Genomic DNA, 21,251 nt, shown 5'->3' on the forward strand with positions numbered 1-21,251 from the left:
ATTAAATTCTAAGGAACATCGTGTCCTTGGCTAGCTACCAAAAGGGCAAACCAATCCTGAAGTTCCAATTCTATGTTTACGGCGGCTGCCGATTGTTCAATTCTTTCTTTGTTGGTGGTTCCGATCACCGGGTGTACCTTGGCTGGGTGTTTTAAAATCCAAGCCAAGAGCAACTGGCTTTCATTCACATTATATTTGTCCAACAATGGATTCATCGCTTCTTTTATCCGCTCTGTCTGCTCATCGGTTTCCCTAAAAAAGCTTCCCAATGGACTCCAGGCCATGGCCATTCTTTTATTGCCGATACAATCATCAAAAGTACCATCGTACATTGGTTTATTATGGGTCAGGGAAAATTCGACCTGGTTTCCCTCCACCGGCATCCATTTTTCCAACATGGCGACTTGCGATGGGGTAAAATTGGAAACTCCGAACCGATTTATTTTACCGCTTTGCAACAAATGTTGGGCTGCTTCTGCCATTTCTTCGGGCTGCATTAATGGACTAGGTCGGTGTATCAAGAAAAAATCCAGATAGTCGGTATTCAACTTTTTTAAGGATTCTTCTGCAGATTCAATAATATATTGTTTATCGTATTGGTAATGATTGATCTTGTTGTTCCTCCCATCGGTAAGTTGGATTCCGCATTTAGTGATCAATTGGATATTCTCCCTTTTGATACCGCTCTCTGCAAAAGCCTTTCCAAATTCCGACTCTGTTGAATATCCGCCATAAATATCGGCATGATCAAATGTAGTGAGTCCACAATCCATGCTGTGGTGCATTAATTCGACCATTTCTATTTTTGAAAGTTTTTTGCCCCAGCTCCCCCAGGTCATTGCTCCCGATATAATGCGGGAAAAATTCGTTGTCTGTTCCATAAGTGCTCAAAGTATAAAATTAAACCCTTAAATCCTTCATAAAACTAGGGCTTTAGCGTTTTTTTTAACCATTAATTAACAGGTGGGTTTTAAATAAATTTTCATTTTGCACACCTTAGTAAAAACCCCGACCTTAACACCAAACAATAAAAGTATACAATGGAAGAAAACACTACTATTGATATTAGTGCTGTGAATGAGAAAATCGCCCAAGAAAGCGCTTTTATTGACCTTTTAACGGTTGAAATGAACAAAGCTATTGTAGGGCAGACCCACATGGTAGAACGTCTATTGATCGGTCTATTGGGAAAAGGGCATATTCTGCTCGAAGGTGTTCCCGGATTAGCAAAAACATTGGCCATCAACACCTTGGCCAAAGCAGTAAAGGGCAGTTTTAGCAGAATACAGTTTACCCCTGATCTTTTGCCGGCAGACGTTATCGGTACATTGATCTACAACATAAAAGAAAACGATTTCTCCATAAAAAAAGGACCAATTTTTGCCAATTTTGTGTTGGCGGACGAAATCAACAGGGCACCTGCCAAGGTACAATCCGCACTTTTGGAGGCCATGCAGGAAAAGCAGGTTACCATTGGTGACGAAACCTTTATTTTGGACAAGCCCTTTTTGGTAATGGCCACGCAAAACCCCGTAGAACAAGAAGGTACCTACCCTCTTCCCGAGGCCCAAGTCGACCGTTTTATGCTAAAAACGGTAATCGATTATCCAAAACTCAACGAAGAACAACTCATTATTCGCCAAAACCTAATAGGCGAAACAGAACCCATTAAGCCCGTAGTGTCCTTGGAACAAATTCTTAGGGCCCAAGCAACCGTTCGCGAGGTTTATATGGACGAAAAAATCGAAAAATATATCCTCGACCTCATTTTCGCAACACGATACCCTGAAAAATATAACTTGGAAAGCTTAAAGCCGCTCATTAGTTTTGGCGCTTCTCCAAGAGGTAGTATCAACTTGGCGAATGCATCCAAGTGCTACGCGTTCATCAAACGAAGAGGTTATGTGGTCCCCGAAGATGTAAGGGCGGTGGTACACGATGTGCTTCGCCACCGTATCGGGATCACTTACGAGGCCGAGGCGGAAAATATTACTTCCGAAGAAATCATCAACAAGATTGTAAACGAGGTAGAAGTGCCTTAGCGGTTCAATGTTTATCGGAATAAGTAGCAATACTTTTAACCAACCCGAAAACCTATTTATTTGAACCAAATGGATACAAAAGAACTACTAAAAAAAGTACGTAAAATTGAAATTAAGACCCGGCGTCTTTCCGACCATATTTTTGGTGGGGAATACCACTCTACGTTCAAAGGTCGGGGGATGACGTTCAGTGAAGTAAGACAGTATCAGTTTGGGGACGATGTAAGAAGTATCGACTGGAACGTGACCGCACGCTACAACGAGCCATTTGTAAAAGTATTCGAAGAAGAACGCGAACTAACCATGATGTTGATGGTGGACGTAAGCGGATCGGAACTTTTTGGTACATCCAACCAATTTAAAAAAGAAATCATTACCGAGATTTCGGCAACCCTTGCATTTTCGGCACTTCAGAACAACGATAAGGTAGGTCTCATTCTTTTTTCTGACGAAGTGGAACTTTTTATCCCGCCAAAAAAAGGGAAAAGTCACGTACTTCGAATAATTCGGGAATTGTTGGAATTTCAGCCAAAAAGCAACAAGACCAACATTGCGGAAGCTCTAAAATTCTTGACCAATGTTATGAAGAAGAAAGCCATTGTTTTTGTGCTTTCCGATTTTATGGCGGACGACTACGACAATACACTTCGCATTGTAGGCAATAAGCACGATGTTACCGGGATCAGGGTATTCGACAAACGTGAAGAAAACATTCCAAATCTTGGTATGGTGCAGATGCAAGACGCCGAAACAGGCGAAGTTCAATTGGTTAACACCCAATCCAAACAAGTGCGTTCTGCCTACGGAAAACATTACTTGGAAAAGGTCGCGTATTTCACCAATTCCTTTAAAAAATCCGGTTCCGGAGCAATTAACTGCAGAACGGATGAAAGCTATGTAAGAAAACTATTGGGCTATTTTAAACGAAGAGGATAATGCTAATGGACAATTTACATATAATCAGAGATAGACATAGGCATCCAATCATATGGATCGCCCTGTCGCTCCTATTCCTCTTGCCCATAACGGGCCGGGCTCAATCCGATCCAAAGGTAAACGCCGAAGTGGACACCCTATCCATTAAAATAGGGGAACAGATACAATACAAAATTACGGTAGAGGCGGACTCTACCGATGTGGTTTTCTTTCCCGAAGGGCAAACCTTCTCGCCGCTTGAAACCGTAGAGGCCATTATGGCCGACACCATAAAAAATGAAGAAAAAGTAATCCTTCAAAAAATCTATGCCCTGACCCAGTTTGACAGCGGCGCGTATACCATTCCTCCACAACGGATCGCCATTAACGAGCAACCATTTTTTACAGATTCGTTCCAAGTTAAGGTAGCCGATGTTGCAGTAGATACAACCAAACAAAAGATGTATGACATCAAACCATTGATTGAGGTAGAACGGAGCAATGCCGATATGTGGCTTACCGCTCTCTGGATTCTTTTGGGGCTGATTGTGGTCGGTGGTCTGGTCTATTGGTTCTTTTTACGCAAAAAACCATTGACCGAAGAGGAAAAAGTAGCTTTGCTACCGCCTTACGACCGTGCCTTAATGGAACTAAAAAAGCTGGAAAATTCCAAGTATCTCATACAAGACGAGTATAAACAATACTATTCCGAGCTCACAGATATCGTTAGGGCCTATTTAGAAGAGGACGTACACGTTTCGGCGATGGAGAGCACTACCTCGGAACTCATCACCAAGTTGGAAATGCTCAAAGATGCCGGTGAACTCAATTTGGACGACGACACCATCCATCAGTTTCAAAAAATATTGCAGACCGCGGATCTGGTGAAGTTTGCCAAATCAAAACCTGCTACTTCCCTTGCTGAACACGATAGAAAAATTGTAGAACAAATCGTTATAAAAACCCACGAAGCCCTGCCAGAGCCCACAGAAGAGGATTTACTCTTGAACGAGGAATATCTGGAAGAACTGGCCAAGAAAAAACAACGTAAGCGAATATACTGGGCGGCAGCAATTTTTGCGGGAGTTCTAATTTTGGGCAGTGTTTTTTCCGTTGCTTACTTTGGCGCAAAAAAAGTAAGGGACACCGTTTTCGGCTATCCTACCAAAGATCTTTTGGAAGGAGAATGGGTGGCAAGTTCCTATGGTTTTCCACCAATTTTGATGGAAACGCCAGACGTATTGGTCCGTAAGGAAATTGAGTTGCCCAAAGAAACCGAAGAGCTGATCAAGGAATTGCAAACCTTCTCCTACGGCAGTTATGTCGGTATTTTTTCCGTTAGTACGAGTTCCATCACCTTTAAAGAACAGAACGAAGATCCTAATTTTGAAGCTATAATTGTTTCCACGCTAAACAAGTTCGAACAATTGGGTCTTAAAAACATCATTACCAAACAGGAAGAATTTGTTACCCAATCGGGTGTAAAAGGATTAAAAACCTATGGGTCGGGATCTTTTGGCGAACCGGATGGCGATAGTAAAAAAGCAAAATACAACATTCTATCGTTCGGTGGAAAAGGGTTTATTCAACAAATAGTGATCACTTGGGAAGATGGCGATGAATATGCCGAAGAGATCGTGGAACGAATTTTAACCAGTTTAGACGTAAAAACACAAGCATAAATGTTTGAGAATATAGAGTTTGCAAATCCTGAATTTTTCTGGCTGCTTTTATTGCTGCCATTGGCTTTGCTATGGTATTTTTTCAAACGAAAAAATGAAATGGCATCACTCCGTATCTCCAGCATCAAAGGATTTACGGTCAAAAGTTGGGCCTCTAAAATAAAACCAGTACTGTTTGGAATCCGACTATTAGCCTTGGCGGCCATCATCACAGCTTTGGCAAGACCTCAAACAGAGGATATCTCGACACGGACAAAAACCACAAAGGGGATCGATATTGTTATGGCCATCGATGTGTCTTCCAGTATGTTGGCCCGCGATTTAAAACCGAACCGACTATCCGCCCTAAAAGAAGTGGCGGCCAATTTTATTGAACAACGCCCCAACGATCGTATCGGACTAGTAGGATATGCCGGAGAGAGTTATACCAAAACCCCTATTACCAGTGACAAGACCATTGTTTTGGCCGCCCTGGACGATATCACCTATGGTGAACTGGAAGACGGTACCGCCATTGGAATGGGCTTGGCCACATCGGTAAATCGATTAAAGGAAAGCAAGGCCATCAGTAAAGTTATCATTCTTTTAACGGATGGTGTCAATAATTCTGGCTTTATTGAACCCAGAACAGCAGCCGATCTTGCCGTGGAGTTTGGAATAAAAACATACACCATTGGTCTGGGAACCAACGGCAATGCACTTTCTCCCATTGCCTACAACAGAGATGGCTCCTTTAGGTACGGAATGCGACAAGTGGAGATTGATGAAAAGCTTTTGGAAGAAATCGCAGAAGTGACGGGCGGCAAATATTTCCGTGCCACGGATAACGAATCTCTGGAAGAAATCTATGACGAGATTAACAAATTGGAGAAAACCGAAATAGAAGAATTTAAATATTACAAATACGAAGAAAAATTTAGGCCCCTAATATTTCTGGCCGGTATTTTATTGTTGTTGGAATGGGGGCTGCGCAACTCCATCTTTAAAAGTTTTATTTAACGAATGATTCAGTTTGACGAAAAAATTTATTTCTATCTCTTGGCCATAATTCCCGTTATGGTCCTAGCCTTCTTTTTTCTTCAAATCTGGAAAAAAAAGACCCAAAAACGATTTGCGAACACCAATCTGCTCAAACGATTGGCCCCTAATCGGTCCTCATTTAAATCCGCTGTAAAGCTGGTATTTTTGTTGGCCGGCCTTACTTTTTTGATTCTGGGCTTGGTAAACCCCAAAATTGGAACAAAACTGGAAACCGTAAAACGTGAAGGCGTGGACATCGTCTTCGCCATCGACGTATCCAAAAGTATGTTGGCAGAGGATATTGCCCCAAATCGGTTGGAGAAGGCAAAGCGAATCGTATCAGAAATAATCAATCAATTGGCAAGCGATCGTATCGGGATTATCGCCTACGCCGGACAAGCCTATCCGCAATTGCCCATTACTACAGATTATGGTGCTGCAAAAATGTTCCTACAGGGCATGAATACGGATATGTTATCCTCCCAAGGAACCGCCATAAACGCCGCAATTGACCTGGCCAGCACCTATTACGATGATTCACAGCAGACCAATCGGGTGCTGTTCATCGTGTCGGATGGAGAGGACCACTCGGAAAACACCACCTTGGATGCGGTCGAACAAGCCAACCAAAACGGAATCCGTGTTTTTACTATAGGCGTGGGCAAACCAAAAGGAGCACCTATACCCATTAAAAGAAATGGCATAGTTGAAAGCCTGAAAAAAGATAACCAAGGGGAGGTTGTTATTACCAAACTAAACGAAAACGTACTGATCGAGATTGCCGATAGGGGCAATGGTGATTATATTGATGGCTCCAACACCGAAAATGCGGTGGAATACATCAAAGAACAATTGAACAGGATGGACAAAACCGAGTTCGAAGCCAAGCAATTTGCAGAATACAAAGACCAATTCCAATGGTTTCTTGCGGCCGGCTTTTTATTTTTATTTTTGGACATCTTTGTTTTGGACAGAAAAACACAATGGTTGAAAAAACTGAATCTTTTTAACGAGCACGATGATGAATAAGATGACGTTAATGTTTGGACTATTGCTAAGTTTTACAGCGATCCAGGCACAGGAAAACAATATCGAAAAAGCGCAGAGAGAAGCTGAAAAAGCACTACAGGCCTCTACCAATATCACCTACGAGGCCAACCAAGAGCTAACTTCCAACAACTTTGTGTCCGCAGAGGCAGAATATAGAAAGGCCATTTCCAAAAGCGATAAAAACGCGGCCGCTAGATTTAATTTGGGCAATGCCTATTACAACCGAGAAAGTTTTGGCGAAGCCTTTGGCCGGTACAAAGAAGCCGGTGACGCCGCAGCGGACAAGAGTGAAAAACACAAGGCCTTTCACAATATGGGCAATGTGTTCATGAAAAACAAAGAATACGAAAAAGCCGTTGAGGCCTATAAGCAAGCCTTGCGCAGCAACCCAACCGACGACGAGACCCGTTATAATCTTGCCCTGGCCAAAAAAATGCTCGAAAAACAGCAGGACGAGCAAAAGAACGATCAGAATAAAGACGATCAAGACAAAAAAGATCAAGAAAACGAGGATAAGGACAAAAACAAAGACCAGAACAACGAAGGGGGCGACAAGGAAAAGAAAGACGAGGGCGAACAAAAAGAAGACGAAAACAAGGACAAGGGAGACCAAGGTGAAAATGGTGAGGACAAGCCCGAAGAAAATCAAAAGGGCGATGGTGATAAGAAAAAAGAACAGGAGAAAAAGCCCAACGAAGGGGACCAGCCACAAGACCAAAAACAACAACCAAAACCCAATCAGCTTTCCAAGCAACAGATTCAGAACCTGTTAGAGGCCATGCAAAACGAAGAGAAAAAAGTGCAGGAGAAAATGGAAGCAAGAAAAGTTCGGGGCAAAAAAATTAAAAACGAAAAAGACTGGTAATGAAAACCTTGATGGGCAACATAGGGTTGATTTTGGGCCTCTTCCTTTTAACAGGAATATATTCCCATGCTCAGGAAGATTCCGATCAGGTTACGTTTACCCTGAACTTGAGCAAAGAGGAACTGGGCATAAACGAACGCCTAAGAGTTGATTTTACCATGAACAGGGATGGCGATAACTTTAAACCGCCCCAGTTTGATGGTTTTAAGGTAGTAATGGGACCTTCCCAATCCATAAGCTCCTCGTGGATTAATGGCAAGCGCAGTTTTTCCAAAACCTACACCTACATCCTAGTACCCACGGCCAGAGGAAGTTTCACCATTAATCAGGCTACCATAGAAATTGAGGGGAAAACTTACAAGACGACTCCACAAAACGTGGAAGTGACCGCAGCCGTGGACAAGCCGAATTCTCAAAAAACTGTTGATGATGTTGCCGATGAGAGCCTTCATTTAGTTGCAGAGGTATCCAAAGCAAATCCATATCTCAACGAAGCCGTAACCGTACTTTACAAACTATATGTAAGTCCGAACATTAGTGTTACTAATTACCGCCCATTGGACAACCCGACCTACAACAATTTTTGGAGTCAGGATATCCCGGTAACCAAGCATACGGCCCAGAATGGAACATATCAAGGCAAGCCATACCGCTACGTGGTTTTAAAACGAGTGGTACTATATCCACAAAAAGCCGGAAAGCTGGACATAGAACCGTTATCCTTGGAAGTGTTTGTTGATGTGCCTACAGACCGTAGGGATTTTTTCGGGGGCAGAATTTACACCCAGACCAGTAAAACGGTCTCCGCAGGCAATAGGACCATCAACGTAAAACCATTGCCCGAAGCCGGTAAACCGGAGAATTTTAGTGGAGCGGTGGGTGAATTTGATTTTTCGGTAACTACGAGCAAAACACAACTGAACGCTTCGGAATCGTTGCAGGCAAAAGTTGAAGTGACCGGAAAGGGTAACCTAAAATTATTTCAACTTCCCGAACCAGAATTGCCTAGCTCCCTGGAAGTTTATGATCCAGAATACGACGAGAACATCCGTACCTACAGTACTGGAATGGAAGGTAAAGTAGCCAATAATTACACTATTGTGCCCTCTTTCCGAGGAAAATATCCCATACCCAGTATCTCCTTCAGCTATTTTAATCCTTCGACGGGAAGGTACAATACCATCAACTCGGAAGAAATAAACATTGAGGTAATAGAGGGACCAACAGGAAATTCCGATAATGTCTCGGCACCTTCGGCGAATAAACAATTGGTTGTGCCTACCGGGGAACAGTTCCATTTCATCAACATTAATCCCAACCTAAAGCCCATCGATCAAAAGCGCTTTTTTGGCTCAAATACGTTTTTTATCCTTTTATTGGCACCCCTACTCTTGATCCCATTGGCCATTTTCTTTTTTAAGAAACGTGAGGCCATTGCCAGCGATGTGATCGGAAACAAAATCAAGCAAGCCAACAAATTGGCCAGAAAATATCTTTCCACCGCAAAAAAGGAGCTTGGCAATAAAGAGGCATTTTATGTAGCCCTGGAAAAAGGACTGCACAACTATTTAAAAGCAAAGTTACATATAGAGACCTCGGAATTCAGCAAGGATAAAATAACCCATATTCTTTCGGAAAAGAATGTCGACACAAATGACATTTCTGGGTTTATTGAATTGCTGAGAAGTTGCGAAATGGCTCGATATAGCCCATTCTCCAATGTTCAGATGCAACAGGATTACGAAAAGGCGAGCGATGTAATATCTAAATTGGACAAGCAATTATGAGCACAAAAAAAATAGTCCTTTTAATTTGTCTTGGTTGGTGCTCTTTGGGATTTTCCCAAAATGAAGCACTCTTTAACGAAGCTACAGAACTGTACAACAATGGCGAATACTCTTCGGCCATTGAGAATTATAAAAAAATACTTGAAAACGGAGAACATTCGTCCTCGGTATATTTCAATCTTGGGAATTGCAACTATAAGTTAAATGCCATAGGCCCAAGTATTTACTTTTATGAGAAGGCACTGCTTTTGGACCCGAACAACAAAGAGATTCAAAACAATCTTAGGTTTGCGCAGAATATGCGTTTGGATGCCATAGAAGAAATGCCAAAAACTGAGCTTTCACGGATATATACTGCCATAGTCGGTATGTTCTCTTCCGATCAGTGGGCATATATTGCCGTTGGACTAATTTTTTTATTCGTTCTGGCGTACATGGCCTATTATTTTTTACGACCGGCCAACCAAAAAAGAGCCGCCTTTATCTCGAGTATTTTTTCTTTAGCATTGGGGAGTGTTTGTATCTTAATGGCTTACCTCAACCATCAACAGTACAAAAATGATGATCCAGCCATTGTTTTTAGCAAAGAAGTTCAAGTAACTTCCGAACCAAACAACAACAGTGCGGCCATTTTCACCCTACACGAAGGGACCAAAGTAAACATCTTGGAAGAGTTGGATGATTGGAGGAGGATACGCATTGCAGATGGTCAAACTGGATGGTTAATGGATAACACCATTAAGCCATTAAAAGATTTTTAGTTATATTTTAACAGAAATCTTTACGTCTTATCGTAAATTTGCAAAACTTATAAGTATTTATGCGAATACTGGCCTTACCACTTGCTTCTTTTTTGATGGTCTTCATTCTGATGACCTCTTCCTTTGTGCCCCTTTTGGGCAAGGAGTACAGTACGGCCATTATTTTAGGTTCTTCCGAAGAGGAAAACAACACCCACGATACATCGAACAATAAAACATTTGATAGCAAATACTTCCTGTACAAAAGCTTTTTTGCTATGGATCCTTCTATAAATCAGGAGAAAAGCAACAACGCCTTGGGATATGTATTCGCTGTTTTAGAGTTTACACTCGAAACACTAGACCCTCCTCCCCGAAAATTGGTTTAACACTCAATTTTACGTTCAAATCAAATTTTCAACGTCCCCTATCCAGTAATCCCGGTGTGGCGGACAAATCTTACTTATTATTATGTTCAAGAATTTAAAAAATGACTTGCCTGCAAGTATAGTGGTCTTTTTTGTGGCACTACCCCTATGTTTGGGTATCGCCCTGGCCAGTGGAGCACCTCTCTTTTCGGGTCTCATCGCAGGTATTATCGGAGGAATCGTTGTTGGAGGATTAAGCGGTTCACAAATAGGGGTAAGTGGCCCGGCAGCAGGACTGGCTGCAATTGTTCTTACGGCCATTGGCACTTTGGGGGGTTATCAGAACTTTCTGGTTGCCGTGGTTTTGGGAGGTGTCCTACAGTTTCTTTTCGGAATCTTGAGAGCTGGTGTCATCGCCTACTATTTTCCATCATCCGTAATTAAGGGAATGCTTACCGGTATCGGTATCATCATCATTCTAAAACAGATTCCCCATTTTTTTGGTTACGATGCCGATCCCGAAGGAGATTTTGCCTTTTTTCAAGTTGATGGTGAAAATACCTTTAGTGAAATCATCAATACCGTGAATTTTATAAGTCCGGGTGCTACTATTATTGCGTTTATCTCGTTGGCAATATTGATTTTGTGGAGCCAGGTATTGACCAAAAAATCAAAAATCTTTGAACTTGTACAAGGACCATTGGTAGCCGTAGTCCTTGGAATCATTTATTTTACGGTAACACAGGGAAATGAGACTTGGGGCATCTCTCAAGAACATTTGGTCAGTGTTCCCGTACCCGATAGTTTCGAGTCCTTTTTAGGTTTCTTTAGTTTTCCTAATTTTTCGGTGATCACCAGCACCGAGGTTTGGATCACAGCGTTTACCATTGCACTTGTGGCCAGTTTGGAAACCTTGCTCTGTGTGGAGGCCACAGATAAATTGGACCCTTTAAAAAGAACTACACCCACCAACCGAGAGCTTATGGCCCAAGGAGTAGGCAATACACTGTCCGGTTTGGTCGGAGGACTGCCGGTAACACAAGTTATTGTGCGTAGTTCAGCAAATATTCAATCTGGAGGTAAAACAAAAGCTTCTGCCATTATCCATGGTTTTTTACTTTTGGGATCGGTCATCATCATCCCGACCCTTCTCAATAAAATACCTCTGTCCGTTTTGGCGGCCATCCTATTTATTGTAGGTTACAAACTTGCAAAACCAAGCTTGTTCAAAACTATGTACCAAGCAGGTTGGAAACAATTTGTTCCATTTATCGTAACCGTTGTTGGTATTGTTTTCACAGACCTTTTAGTAGGAATCAGCCTTGGTCTGTTAGTTGGAATCGTGGTAGTTTTGATCAAGAGTTACCAAAACTCACACTTCCTTCATATAGAGGATAAGAGCAATGGTGCCCACAAAATTAAAATGACCTTGGCAGAAGAAGTAACCTTTTTCAACAAAGGGGCCATTCTAAAAGAGTTGGATAGCCTTCCAGAAAATTCGTACCTGGAATTGGACGTAAGAAAAACACGCTATCTTGATAATGATATCGTGGAAATTTTAGAGGATTTTTCCAGCAAGGCCAAAAATAGAAACATCGACATCAAAATAATTTCTGAAAGAGGTGAAGTAGAAAATCCGGAGAGCTATATCGAATTCTTTAATCTAAGACCGAAAAAATCGGCATAAAATATACTTATGAAAGCACACACAAAAGAAACACAGTCGACGATGACCCCTAAAAAAGCCATCGATTTTTTAAAGGAAGGCAATGAGCGGTTTCAACAAAACTTAAAAGCAAACAGAAACCTTTTGGAACAAGTGAACGATACCAAGGATGGGCAATTTCCTTTTGCGACCATTTTAAGTTGTATCGATTCCCGAGTTTCTGCAGAGCTTGTGTTCGATCAAGGTCTTGGCGACATTTTCAGCATAAGAATTGCCGGGAACTTTGTGAACGAAGACATTTTGGGGAGTATGGAGTTTGCCTGTAAGTTGGCCGGCACAAAAGCTATTGTTGTACTAGGCCACACAAGCTGTGGTGCTGTTAAGGGAGCTTGTGACCATGCTCGCCTAGGTAACCTAACTGCTTTGATAAACAAGATTGAGCCTGCAGTAGAAGCTGTATCCGAGCCAAAAGATGAAAGCATGAGAAACTCCAAAAACTTGGAATTTGTTGATGCTGTCGCGGTTAAAAATGTGGAAATGACCTTGGACAACATCCGAAAACAGAGCGAAGTGCTCAAGGAAATGGAGGAAGCGGGTGAAATAGCCCTGGTCGGTGCCATGTACGACATATCCGATGGTAAAGTGACTTTTTTATAAATTCACATTAACTTTACGTAAGCAATGCCAGTAGGGTTTCCTGCTGGCATTTTTTAAGTATAAATATTTCTATATTCAATTACCAAAAACAACAGCCATACCATGTTCAAACACTTTAGAGGAGATTTATTCGGTGGAATTACAGCGGGCATTGTAGCGCTTCCCTTGGCACTAGCCTTTGGTGTAAGTTCCGGTCTTGGGCCGAGCGCTGGTCTGTACGGTGCCATATTTATTAGCTTTTTTGCCGCACTTTTTGGTGGTACAAACACCCAAATCTCCGGCCCTACCGCACCCATGACAGCGGTTAGCATGGTAGTTATTGCTGGTATTATTGCCGTAAACGATGGAGATGTGGGCAAAGCACTCCCGGCCATTCTTACTGTATTTCTTTTGGCAGGCCTTATGCAAATTGGTTTAGGTCTTGTTGGGCTCGGAAAGTATATAAAATACATTCCATATCCCGTGGTTTCCGGGTTTATGACCGCAATTGGTGTAATAATACTAGTTACCCAGATATTACCAGCTGTTGGGTATTATCCAAAAGAAGACTCGGATTATGTCAATCAATTTATGCCAGAGGCCGAAGAAAAAATCTTGGAAAACATTCTAAAAGAAGAAGCCGGAGAAGGAATTTTGGTATTGGAAAATTTCACGGAAACCATTAAAAGGGCCAAAAAGATCACCCATGATGATATGTTGAAAGAAGCCAGTACTTTGGCATCCAAAGATGCCTCGGGCGTTCTTGGAACTTTTAAGGTACTGCCCAGGGCAATCAACAACATCAATTGGTTGGAGCTTGCTTTGGCGTTGGCGACCATTTTTATAATTTATGGGTTCAAAAAAATTACAACCGCAATTCCGAGTACTTTGGTGGCTTTGATAGCTGTTTCCGGGGTTGCATATGGTTTTGGTTGGAACTACAGGCCCATAGAACAAATTCCTAGTGGCTTGCCCGTTCCAAACCTTGATATTTTTACGTCGTTTCAATTTGATTCGGTAAGCCCCTACATTTTTACGGCACTTACTTTGGCATTATTGGGCGCTATTGACTCCTTATTGACTTCGGTAGTTGCCGACAACATGACCCAGACCAAACACAACCCCAACAAAGAATTGGTAGGCCAGGGTATCGGAAACAGTATTGCTGCGATTTTTGGTGGTCTTCCTGGAGCTGGAGCAACCATTAGAACCGTAGTGAACATTAATTCTGGCGGTAAAACAAAGCTCTCCGGTATGGTCGCTGGCATTTTATTATTGGTTATTCTGCTAGCCCTAGGACCAGTAGCTTCGCAAATACCTGCAGCCGTGTTGGCCGGTATATTGGTCACAGTAGGTATCGGTGTTATGGATTATCGGGGATTAAAAGCCATTCCACATCTGCCCAAAGACATTAAACTTGGACCACTAAAATTAAGCTCGGAAGTGATTATTATGTTAGTGGTATTGGTACTTTCTTCGGTTTGGAACTTGGTATATGCCGTTGGTATTGGTCTTGTTATAGCTTCGCTAATGTTCATGAAAAAAATCGGAGACCTAACCGCTAAGCATTCCAAAGTAAAGGCTCTTCGGGAAGAAGCATGGTCAGATGAAAAAAATGTGCCAAAAAAAATCCTGGACAAAGTATTTATAAAACACATAAACGGACCTTTGTTCTTTGGTTCGACCAACGAGTTTCAACAACTTGCCTCCCAAATTCCAGATTCTGCTTCCACTGTAATAATTAGAATGGGCAGAATGCAGTATATGGACCAAACAGGGCTCTATGCAATGGAAGATGTGTTGCAAGATCTAAAACGAAAGGGCGCAACAATACTATTGGTCAATATTTTGGAACAGCCAAGGTATATGCTCGAACGAATAGACATTATTCCTGACCTGATTCCGGAAAACAACGTTTTTAGCAATTTAAAGTCGTGTTTGGCATGGGTAGATACACATCTAAACACGAAGGAATAAAAACGAACAAACATTGCCAAAAACTATTTTCCGCCCGAATATTTAATTTTTACCATATAATATTTTTTGGGATGAACACTATTTACAGTGAAATCCGGTTCTCGGAACAGTAGATATTATCGCATAACCCATATATTCTAGGACAATTTGCTAAATTTGTCCGCCAATAGCGTAATCAATCATGATTGAGACCATAAAGGAACATATTGCTGAAGTAGAAAAATTCACTTCGACCTCTATAGATGAAATAGAAGCATTCCGAATCAAATATCTGGGAAAAAAAGGATTGTTGAACAGCTTCTTTTCGGAGTTTAAAAACGTGCCAAACGATCAAAAAAAGGATTTTGGCAAGGTGATCAATCAATTAAAGAGTGCCGCTACCAATAAAGTGAACGAACTCAAGGAAGCATTGGAAAGCCAGGCTGAAGTAGCTGGGAAATATGGGGACCTAACACGCCCTGGCGAACCTGTATCGCTAGGTGCACGCCACCCTATATCCATTGTAAAGAACCAGATCATAGATATTTTCTCAAGAATCGGTTTCAATGTATCCGAAGGTCCTGAAATCGAGGATGATTGGCACAACTTTACAGCGCTCAACCTACCGGAATACCATCCGGCACGGGATATGCAGGATACATTTTTTATCCAGACCGACCCCGACATCCTACTGCGTACCCACACCTCATCGGTACAAGTAAGGTACATGGAAGCCAATCAGCCTCCTATTAGAACTATTTCGCCCGGGAGAGTGTACCGAAACGAGGCCATTTCTGCCCGCTCACATTGTTTTTTTCACCAAGTGGAAGGTTTGTACGTAGATAAAAATGTGTCTTTCGCAGATTTAAAGCAAACGTTGCAATATTTTACGTCAGAAATGTTTGGGAAGTCAAAAATAAGACTACGCCCATCTTATTTTCCATTTACCGAGCCCAGTGCCGAGGTAGATGTATATTGGGGGCTGGAAACCGAAACCGATTACCGTATGACCAAAGGTACCGGATGGCTGGAGATTATGGGCTGTGGCATGGTGGACCCCAATGTGCTCAAAAATTGTGGAATAGACCCAGAAGTGTATTCAGGCTTTGCCTTTGGAATGGGAATAGATCGGATTGCTCTTTTGTTGCATCAGATTTCAGACATTAGATTGCTCAGTGAAAACGATGTACGTTTCTTGGAGCAGTTTAAGAGCGCCCTTTAGATCATAATTTTTATGAAAAAGGATTTTGAAATTCCGATTGCCACCGACGTACACGTGGCCATAGTACATGAATGGAACGAAGAATTTCTATCCAAAGATTGGAACGCCTATTTAATAAACAACAGGTCGGATACCATCGAAATGGCCATTGTGGTCTCCAAAGGGTTTGATGGAGATACCAGAACATCCACCATACGACATGGTATTGGAACACTGGAACCGGGTAGCTTTAAAAAAGTAGAAGTATTGCAAGAAGATGTCCTTGCACTAAACAATGAGTTCTTTGTAACTTTTTTTGCCGAGAACAAACTCTTTGAAAAACGATTTTTATTTCCTAAACATACGGTTACAGAAAAAAATCTCAGTACCATCCCCGTAATACAATCAGAAGGGGTTTTATCAAAAGATTGACCTCGCGTTTTCCTCCATTTCCATCTTTTAACAAACTTTTAGTTCTTATTAGTTCGGTAATTACCGAACCAACACTAATTTTGCGCTTCAATTTTTAAAAAAATGTCCAGAGAAGAGCAAAAAAAAGAACTGATCGAGGAACTTGGAATCCATTTGGAAAACCAACACGATATTCCGCCATTGGCTGCAAGACTATATGCAATGCTTGTGGTCACCAACCGTAATGGGCTCAGTTTTGAAGAATGCCAAATTAACCGATGTGCAAGTAAAAGCTCCATATCTACCGCAATTAATCTCCTACTAAAATTGGGATTGATTACCTACTTCACCAAACCGGGAGACAGGAAAAGATATTTTAAGACCTCAGCGGCCAACACTTTCTACCTAAACAAATTGGAAGAAAAATTAAAACGTATTGAGACAGAAAACCGAATTATAACGAAAATCAGAAACTATAATCAAACTTATAATCCCGAAAGGTATGAGACCAATAAAGAACGGGCAGAGATCTATCACTCATTTATTAAGCAAAGTGAAGAATTACTGAGCAATACCCTTCAAGTACTTAAAGAATTAGAAAATCATAATCACAATTAAACAACCCCAACAATACTAAACATGAAAAAAATTGCATTAGGCCTATCTGCCATTAGTCTTGCTATTTTAGCTTCCTGTGGTGGTAAAAATGAGCAACAAGCCACTGCTCCTCAAGCGCCATCACTAAAAGTAAATACCCTAGAGAAACAGGACATTACCTTGTTCAACTCCTACTCTACCAATATAGAAGGGGAACAAAACGTTGAAATTTGGCCAAAGGTCTCCGGTTTTGTCCAAAAAATCTATGTTGAAGAAGGTCAACAAGTTAAAAAAGGCCAGTTACTTTTTAAACTGGAAACCCAGACGCTTTCTCAAGATGCCCAAGCCGCCAAAGCAGCAGTAAATGTCGCCCAAGTAGAAGTGGACAAGCTAGTTCCTTTGGTTGAAAAGAACATTATAAGCGAAGTTCAACTAAAAACGGCCAAGGCTCAATTGGAACAAGCAAAAAGTACCTATAGCAGTATTGCAGCCAACATTGGGTACTCCAATATTGTTAGTCCCGTTAACGGTTATATTGGGGAGATTCCATACAAAGTGGGCGCCTTGGTAAGCAGTTCAATGGGACAACCATTAACGGTAGTATCGGATATAAGTACGGTGCGCGCTTATTTCTCCATGACAGAAAAGCAACTTTTGGACATGAAGAGCAAAATGACCAAAGGTGGTGCTTCGGTTTCTTCGGAGAATTCTCCAGAGGTGGAATTGGTAATGATCAATGGTGAAACATATCCACATAAAGGGAAGATTGCCATGGTGAACAATATCATCAATCCAACTACAGGAAGTGTTACCTTAAGAGCAGATTTTAACAATCCCAACTTTTTATTGAGTTCCGGAAGTACGGGAACCATCAAGGTACCTTCTCCACAAAAAGATGTTATGGTTGTCCCCAAAATGGCCACAGTGGATATACAAGGGAACAAATTGGTCTATATACTTCAAGATGACAACACTGTAAAATCGCAAAAAATCAACATTATTGATCAGACCGATTCGGAGTATTTGGTATCCCAAGGTGTACAACCCGGAAACACGATTGTTGTAGAGGGTGTTTCCAAACTTAGGGAAGGACAATCCATAAATCCAATTAAATAACACATCACATAAGTAAAAGATAACCCATGTTTCAAAGATTTATAGATCGGCCCGTGCTCTCCACGGTGATTTCGATAATCATTGTTATTCTCGGTCTTTTAGGTTTAAGTAGCCTAGCGGTAGAAGAATATCCAGAAATTGCTCCGCCGACCGTTCAGGTAACAAGTACCTACACCGGTGCCAATGCGGAAACCGTGCTCAAAAGTGTGGTGGTTCCTTTGGAGGAACAAATCAACGGTGTGGAAGACATGCTCTACATGACCTCCAATGCCAGTAACGACGGTAACGCCACAATCAATGTATTCTTTAAGTTGGGCACAAACCCCGATATTGCCGCGGTAAACGTGCAGAACCGAGTGGCCCGAGCCAATAGTGTACTTCCACAGGCTGTGGTACAAACAGGGGTAATTACCCAAAAGTCACAGACCAGTGCCCTTATGTTCTTCTCTTTATTCTCGGAGAACGAAAATTACGATGCAACCTTTGTAGAGAACTACGCAAGAATAAATATAGTTCCCAAACTTCAACGTATTGAAGGGGTTGGAAATGTTACCGTGTTCGGTTCCAAGGATTACTCCATGCGTATTTGGTTAGACCCAGAAAAGATGTCCGCATTTAACCTGATGCCATCCGACATTCAAGCGGCTTTGCGAGAGCAGAACCTTGAGGCGGCTACCGGTAAGATCGGCGAAAATGCCGACGGTGTATATGAGTATGTCCTAAAATACAAAGGACGGTTAGCAGAAGAAGCAGAATATGAGAACATAATTATAAGAGCCGAGGAAAATGGCCAGTTTTTACGTCTGAAGGATGTAGCTGAAATAGAACTTGGCGCTTTTAATTACGGAACCAAGAACGAAGGTATGGGCAACCCCGGAACTGCAGTGGGTATTTTCCAAACTTCGGGATCCAACGCCAACGAGATCATTGAAAACATCGAGGCTATTCTGGAAGAATCAAAAGCTAACTTCCCAAAAGGCTTGGATTATGTTATCCCGTTCAATTCAAAAGACTTCCTTGATGCTTCCATAGACCATGTAGTGCAAACCTTGGTAGAAGCATTTATTTTAGTGTTTATTGTGGTGTTCCTGTTCCTTCAGGACTTTAGATCGACATTAATTCCTGCAATCGCCGTTCCCGTGGCCATTGTAGGTACCTTTTTCTTTCTACAGTTGTTCGGGTACTCCATAAACATGCTTACTCTGTTTGCCATGATCCTAGCCATTGGTATTGTGGTGGATGATGCCATTGTAGTGGTGGAGGCGGTACACGCCAAAATGGAAGAAGGTGCACAAAATGCAAAAGTGGCCACCAAAACGGCTATGTCCGAGATTTCCGGGGCCATTATCTCCATCACCTTGGTAATGTCCGCCGTATTTATCCCGGTATCCTTTATAGGTGGGTCTTCCGGTGTGTTTTATCAACAGTTCGGTATTACATTGGCCGTTGCCATTTTAATTTCTGCCATAAACGCCTTAACACTGAGTCCTGCACTAGCGGCCCTGTTTTTAAAACCGCACGAGCATGAAAAAGGTAAAAAATCAAACTTAATTGCCCGTTTCTTCAAAGCTTTCAATATTGGTTTTACGGCAATGACCAATAAGTATACCAACACCATTGGTACGTTGGTCAAAAGAAAGTGGGTTACCTTGGCTCTTTTAGTAGGCACAGGTATAGTTGTTTTTTTCCTCTTCAGAACCACGCCTTCCGGGTTTATCCCCAACGAGGACAAAGGAATCATCTTTGCAGATGTTACCATGCCGCCCGGAACAACTTTGGAGGAAACCCAAAAAACCGTTAAGAAACTGGATTCCATATACGAATCCATGGGAATTATTAAAGCCCGTATGAACATAACCGGTTTTAGTATCCTAAACAGTGTTAACGGTGGTTCCTACGGATTCTCCGTAATTCGATTACAAGATTGGGAAAACAGAACAGAACCTTCACAAACCGTTGAGGCTACCATTGGGCAATTATTTGCAAAAACAGCAGGATTAAAAGATGCTCGTATTTTCTTCTTTACCCCGCCAGCGGTAAGGGGATTCGGTAACTCGGCCGGTTTTGAACTAAACTTACAGAACACCGATGCAGAAGATTGGCAATCCATAGGTAAAACTACCAACGAGTTTTTAGCTGCCTTGAATGCAAGACCGGAAGTCCAGTATGCCATTACTTCGTTCAACCCAAATTTTCCTCAGTATGAGTTACAGGTGGACGTAGAAAAAACCAAGTTGGCAGGTTTGGCCGTTACCGATATATTCAATGCAATGCAAGGCTATTATGGGGGACTGTACACCACAGACTTTAATAAGTTCGGTAAACAGTATCGAGTAATGATCCAGGCCAGGCCGGAAGACAGGGCGGACGAAAAGAGCCTTAACCACATATTTGTCAGTAATGCAAACGGTGAATCTGTTCCCGTATCTCAATTTGTTTCCTTAAAGAAAATATACGGCCCCGAGATTGTAAGCAGGTTCAACCTTTTGAACTCGGTTAAAGTCAATGGTGCCATGAACCCTGGTTACAGTACCGGTGATGCGATTACCGCAATTGAAGAAGTTGCCGCACAAGTATTGCCCAACAACTATACTTTCGAGTATTCCGGCCTTACCAAAGAGGAGAACAGTGCGGGCAGCCAGACCATAATCATTTTTATTTTGAGCTTGGTGTTCGTGTACTTCTTATTGAGTGCTCAGTACGAAAGTTATATTTTGCCGCTTTCCATATTGCTATCGTTGCCATTTGGTATTGCAGGAGCCATTTTATTTGTGAATTTGGCCGGTTTGGAAAACAATATTTATTTCCAGATTGCACTGATCATGCTCATAGGTCTCTTGGCTAAAAATGCCATTTTGATCGTAGAATTTGCCCTGCAAAGAAGAAAGTCGGGATTATCGCTTTATGATGCCGCCGCCGAAGGGGCCAGAGCAAGGTTACGTCCAATCTTAATGACCTCCTTTGCATTCATCTTTGGTCTTTTGCCATTGGCACTATCTTCAGGAATTGGTGCCATCGGAAACCGTTCAATCGGTGTAAGTGCTGTAGGTGGAATGCTTGTGGGAACCATTCTGGGTGTATTTGTGATTCCTGTCCTGTTTGTAATATTCCAAGCCATACAGGAGCGTTTTTCAGGCAAGCCCGAAGCATCTCAAAATCAGAACAATACCTAATCATCCTTTGAACCAACAAAGATTAT

General features: G+C 41.9%; 18 protein-coding genes. 17 read left to right on the forward strand and 1 reads right to left on the reverse strand.

The features are described from left to right. Positions 1–8: 8 nt before the first annotated feature. The gene (locus tag ABTP35_RS05770) at positions 9–881 is read right to left on the reverse strand and encodes an aldo/keto reductase (RefSeq protein WP_293298425.1); all 873 of its coding nucleotides are present in this window, start codon (positions 879–881) and stop codon (positions 9–11) included. A 159-nt stretch (positions 882–1,040) separates the two neighbouring features. Between ABTP35_RS05770 and ABTP35_RS05775 the strand changes: the two genes are divergently transcribed. From ABTP35_RS05775 to ABTP35_RS05855, 17 genes are all read left to right on the forward strand, one after another. After that, positions 1,041–2,042, forward strand: a complete 1,002-nt coding sequence (locus ABTP35_RS05775; protein ID WP_293298422.1) for a MoxR family ATPase — start codon at positions 1,041–1,043, stop codon at positions 2,040–2,042. 69 nt (positions 2,043–2,111) lie between these two features. Next, positions 2,112–2,978, forward strand: coding sequence for a DUF58 domain-containing protein (locus ABTP35_RS05780; protein WP_293298419.1), 867 nt, complete (start codon positions 2,112–2,114; stop codon positions 2,976–2,978). A 5-nt stretch (positions 2,979–2,983) separates the two neighbouring features. Then, positions 2,984–4,639: a BatD family protein gene (locus ABTP35_RS05785; RefSeq protein ID WP_313790261.1), complete on the forward strand. Its 1,656-nt coding sequence runs from the start codon at positions 2,984–2,986 to the stop codon at positions 4,637–4,639. Further along, positions 4,640–5,638, forward strand: a complete 999-nt coding sequence (locus tag ABTP35_RS05790; protein ID WP_293298413.1) for a VWA domain-containing protein — start codon at positions 4,640–4,642, stop codon at positions 5,636–5,638. 3 nt (positions 5,639–5,641) lie between these two features. Then, positions 5,642–6,688, forward strand: coding sequence for a VWA domain-containing protein (locus ABTP35_RS05795; RefSeq protein WP_252080849.1), 1,047 nt, complete (start codon positions 5,642–5,644; stop codon positions 6,686–6,688). Then, positions 6,681–7,574, forward strand: coding sequence for a tetratricopeptide repeat protein (locus tag ABTP35_RS05800; protein ID WP_293299135.1), 894 nt, complete (start codon positions 6,681–6,683; stop codon positions 7,572–7,574). The genes ABTP35_RS05795 and ABTP35_RS05800 overlap by 8 nt, the downstream gene beginning before the upstream one ends. Then, the gene (locus ABTP35_RS05805) at positions 7,574–9,361 is read left to right on the forward strand and encodes a BatD family protein (RefSeq protein WP_293298410.1); all 1,788 of its coding nucleotides are present in this window, start codon (positions 7,574–7,576) and stop codon (positions 9,359–9,361) included. Before ABTP35_RS05800 ends, ABTP35_RS05805 begins: the two co-directional genes overlap by 1 nt. Continuing rightward, complete coding sequence (locus ABTP35_RS05810) at positions 9,358–10,122, forward strand: SH3 domain-containing protein (RefSeq protein ID WP_293298407.1); 765 nt, start codon at positions 9,358–9,360, stop codon at positions 10,120–10,122. The genes ABTP35_RS05805 and ABTP35_RS05810 overlap by 4 nt, the downstream gene beginning before the upstream one ends. A gap of 59 nt (positions 10,123–10,181) precedes the next feature. Then, on the forward strand, positions 10,182–10,490 hold the full coding sequence (locus ABTP35_RS05815; protein WP_224836116.1) for a hypothetical protein: 309 nt from the start codon (positions 10,182–10,184) through the stop codon (positions 10,488–10,490). An 82-nt stretch (positions 10,491–10,572) separates the two neighbouring features. Continuing rightward, positions 10,573–12,156: a SulP family inorganic anion transporter gene (locus tag ABTP35_RS05820; protein WP_252080854.1), complete on the forward strand. Its 1,584-nt coding sequence runs from the start codon at positions 10,573–10,575 to the stop codon at positions 12,154–12,156. A 9-nt stretch (positions 12,157–12,165) separates the two neighbouring features. Then, entirely contained in the window at positions 12,166–12,792 is a 627-nt protein-coding gene (locus tag ABTP35_RS05825) for a carbonic anhydrase family protein (protein WP_293298400.1), read from the forward strand. A 102-nt stretch (positions 12,793–12,894) separates the two neighbouring features. Continuing rightward, on the forward strand, positions 12,895–14,748 hold the full coding sequence (locus ABTP35_RS05830) for a SulP family inorganic anion transporter (RefSeq protein WP_293298397.1): 1,854 nt from the start codon (positions 12,895–12,897) through the stop codon (positions 14,746–14,748). A gap of 181 nt (positions 14,749–14,929) precedes the next feature. Further along, on the forward strand, positions 14,930–15,949 hold the full coding sequence (gene pheS, locus ABTP35_RS05835) for a phenylalanine--tRNA ligase subunit alpha (RefSeq protein WP_293298395.1): 1,020 nt from the start codon (positions 14,930–14,932) through the stop codon (positions 15,947–15,949). A gap of 12 nt (positions 15,950–15,961) precedes the next feature. Next, positions 15,962–16,360, forward strand: coding sequence for a hypothetical protein (locus tag ABTP35_RS05840; protein ID WP_252080857.1), 399 nt, complete (start codon positions 15,962–15,964; stop codon positions 16,358–16,360). Positions 16,361–16,462: 102 nt separating this feature from the next. Further along, complete coding sequence (locus ABTP35_RS05845) at positions 16,463–16,957, forward strand: GbsR/MarR family transcriptional regulator (protein ID WP_224836110.1); 495 nt, start codon at positions 16,463–16,465, stop codon at positions 16,955–16,957. Positions 16,958–16,978: 21 nt separating this feature from the next. After that, complete coding sequence (locus ABTP35_RS05850) at positions 16,979–18,052, forward strand: efflux RND transporter periplasmic adaptor subunit (RefSeq protein WP_293298390.1); 1,074 nt, start codon at positions 16,979–16,981, stop codon at positions 18,050–18,052. Between the two features lie 26 nt (positions 18,053–18,078). Further along, on the forward strand, positions 18,079–21,225 hold the full coding sequence (locus ABTP35_RS05855) for an efflux RND transporter permease subunit (RefSeq protein WP_293298387.1): 3,147 nt from the start codon (positions 18,079–18,081) through the stop codon (positions 21,223–21,225). Positions 21,226–21,251 lie beyond the last annotated feature (26 nt).

Origin of the sequence: Flagellimonas alginilytica (genome assembly GCF_042134605.1) — a bacterium.
GTDB lineage: Bacteria > Bacteroidota > Bacteroidia > Flavobacteriales > Flavobacteriaceae > Flagellimonas > Flagellimonas alginolytica.

Bases quoted from the DNA above. Each gene is read 5' to 3' on its own strand.
- ABTP35_RS05830 (WP_293298397.1), top strand. From the start codon at position 12,895: ATGTTCAAACACTTTAGAGGAGATTTATTCGGTGGAATTACAGCGGGC.
- ABTP35_RS05815 (WP_224836116.1), top strand. From the start codon at position 10,182: ATGCGAATACTGGCCTTACCACTTGCTTCTTTTTTGATGGTCTTCATT.
- ABTP35_RS05790 (WP_293298413.1), top strand. From the start codon at position 4,640: ATGTTTGAGAATATAGAGTTTGCAAATCCTGAATTTTTCTGGCTGCTT.
- ABTP35_RS05840 (WP_252080857.1), top strand. From the start codon at position 15,962: ATGAAAAAGGATTTTGAAATTCCGATTGCCACCGACGTACACGTGGCC.
- ABTP35_RS05780 (WP_293298419.1), top strand. From the start codon at position 2,112: ATGGATACAAAAGAACTACTAAAAAAAGTACGTAAAATTGAAATTAAG.
- ABTP35_RS05825 (WP_293298400.1), top strand. From the start codon at position 12,166: ATGAAAGCACACACAAAAGAAACACAGTCGACGATGACCCCTAAAAAA.
- ABTP35_RS05800 (WP_293299135.1), top strand. From the start codon at position 6,681: ATGAATAAGATGACGTTAATGTTTGGACTATTGCTAAGTTTTACAGCG.
- ABTP35_RS05845 (WP_224836110.1), top strand. From the start codon at position 16,463: ATGTCCAGAGAAGAGCAAAAAAAAGAACTGATCGAGGAACTTGGAATC.
- ABTP35_RS05820 (WP_252080854.1), top strand. From the start codon at position 10,573: ATGTTCAAGAATTTAAAAAATGACTTGCCTGCAAGTATAGTGGTCTTT.
- ABTP35_RS05805 (WP_293298410.1), top strand. From the start codon at position 7,574: ATGAAAACCTTGATGGGCAACATAGGGTTGATTTTGGGCCTCTTCCTT.
- ABTP35_RS05850 (WP_293298390.1), top strand. From the start codon at position 16,979: ATGAAAAAAATTGCATTAGGCCTATCTGCCATTAGTCTTGCTATTTTA.
- ABTP35_RS05775 (WP_293298422.1), top strand. From the start codon at position 1,041: ATGGAAGAAAACACTACTATTGATATTAGTGCTGTGAATGAGAAAATC.
- ABTP35_RS05810 (WP_293298407.1), top strand. From the start codon at position 9,358: ATGAGCACAAAAAAAATAGTCCTTTTAATTTGTCTTGGTTGGTGCTCT.
- ABTP35_RS05770 (WP_293298425.1), bottom strand. From the start codon at position 881: ATGGAACAGACAACGAATTTTTCCCGCATTATATCGGGAGCAATGACC.
- ABTP35_RS05785 (WP_313790261.1), top strand. From the start codon at position 2,984: ATGGACAATTTACATATAATCAGAGATAGACATAGGCATCCAATCATA.
- pheS (WP_293298395.1), top strand. From the start codon at position 14,930: ATGATTGAGACCATAAAGGAACATATTGCTGAAGTAGAAAAATTCACT.
- ABTP35_RS05855 (WP_293298387.1), top strand. From the start codon at position 18,079: ATGTTTCAAAGATTTATAGATCGGCCCGTGCTCTCCACGGTGATTTCG.
- ABTP35_RS05795 (WP_252080849.1), top strand. From the start codon at position 5,642: ATGATTCAGTTTGACGAAAAAATTTATTTCTATCTCTTGGCCATAATT.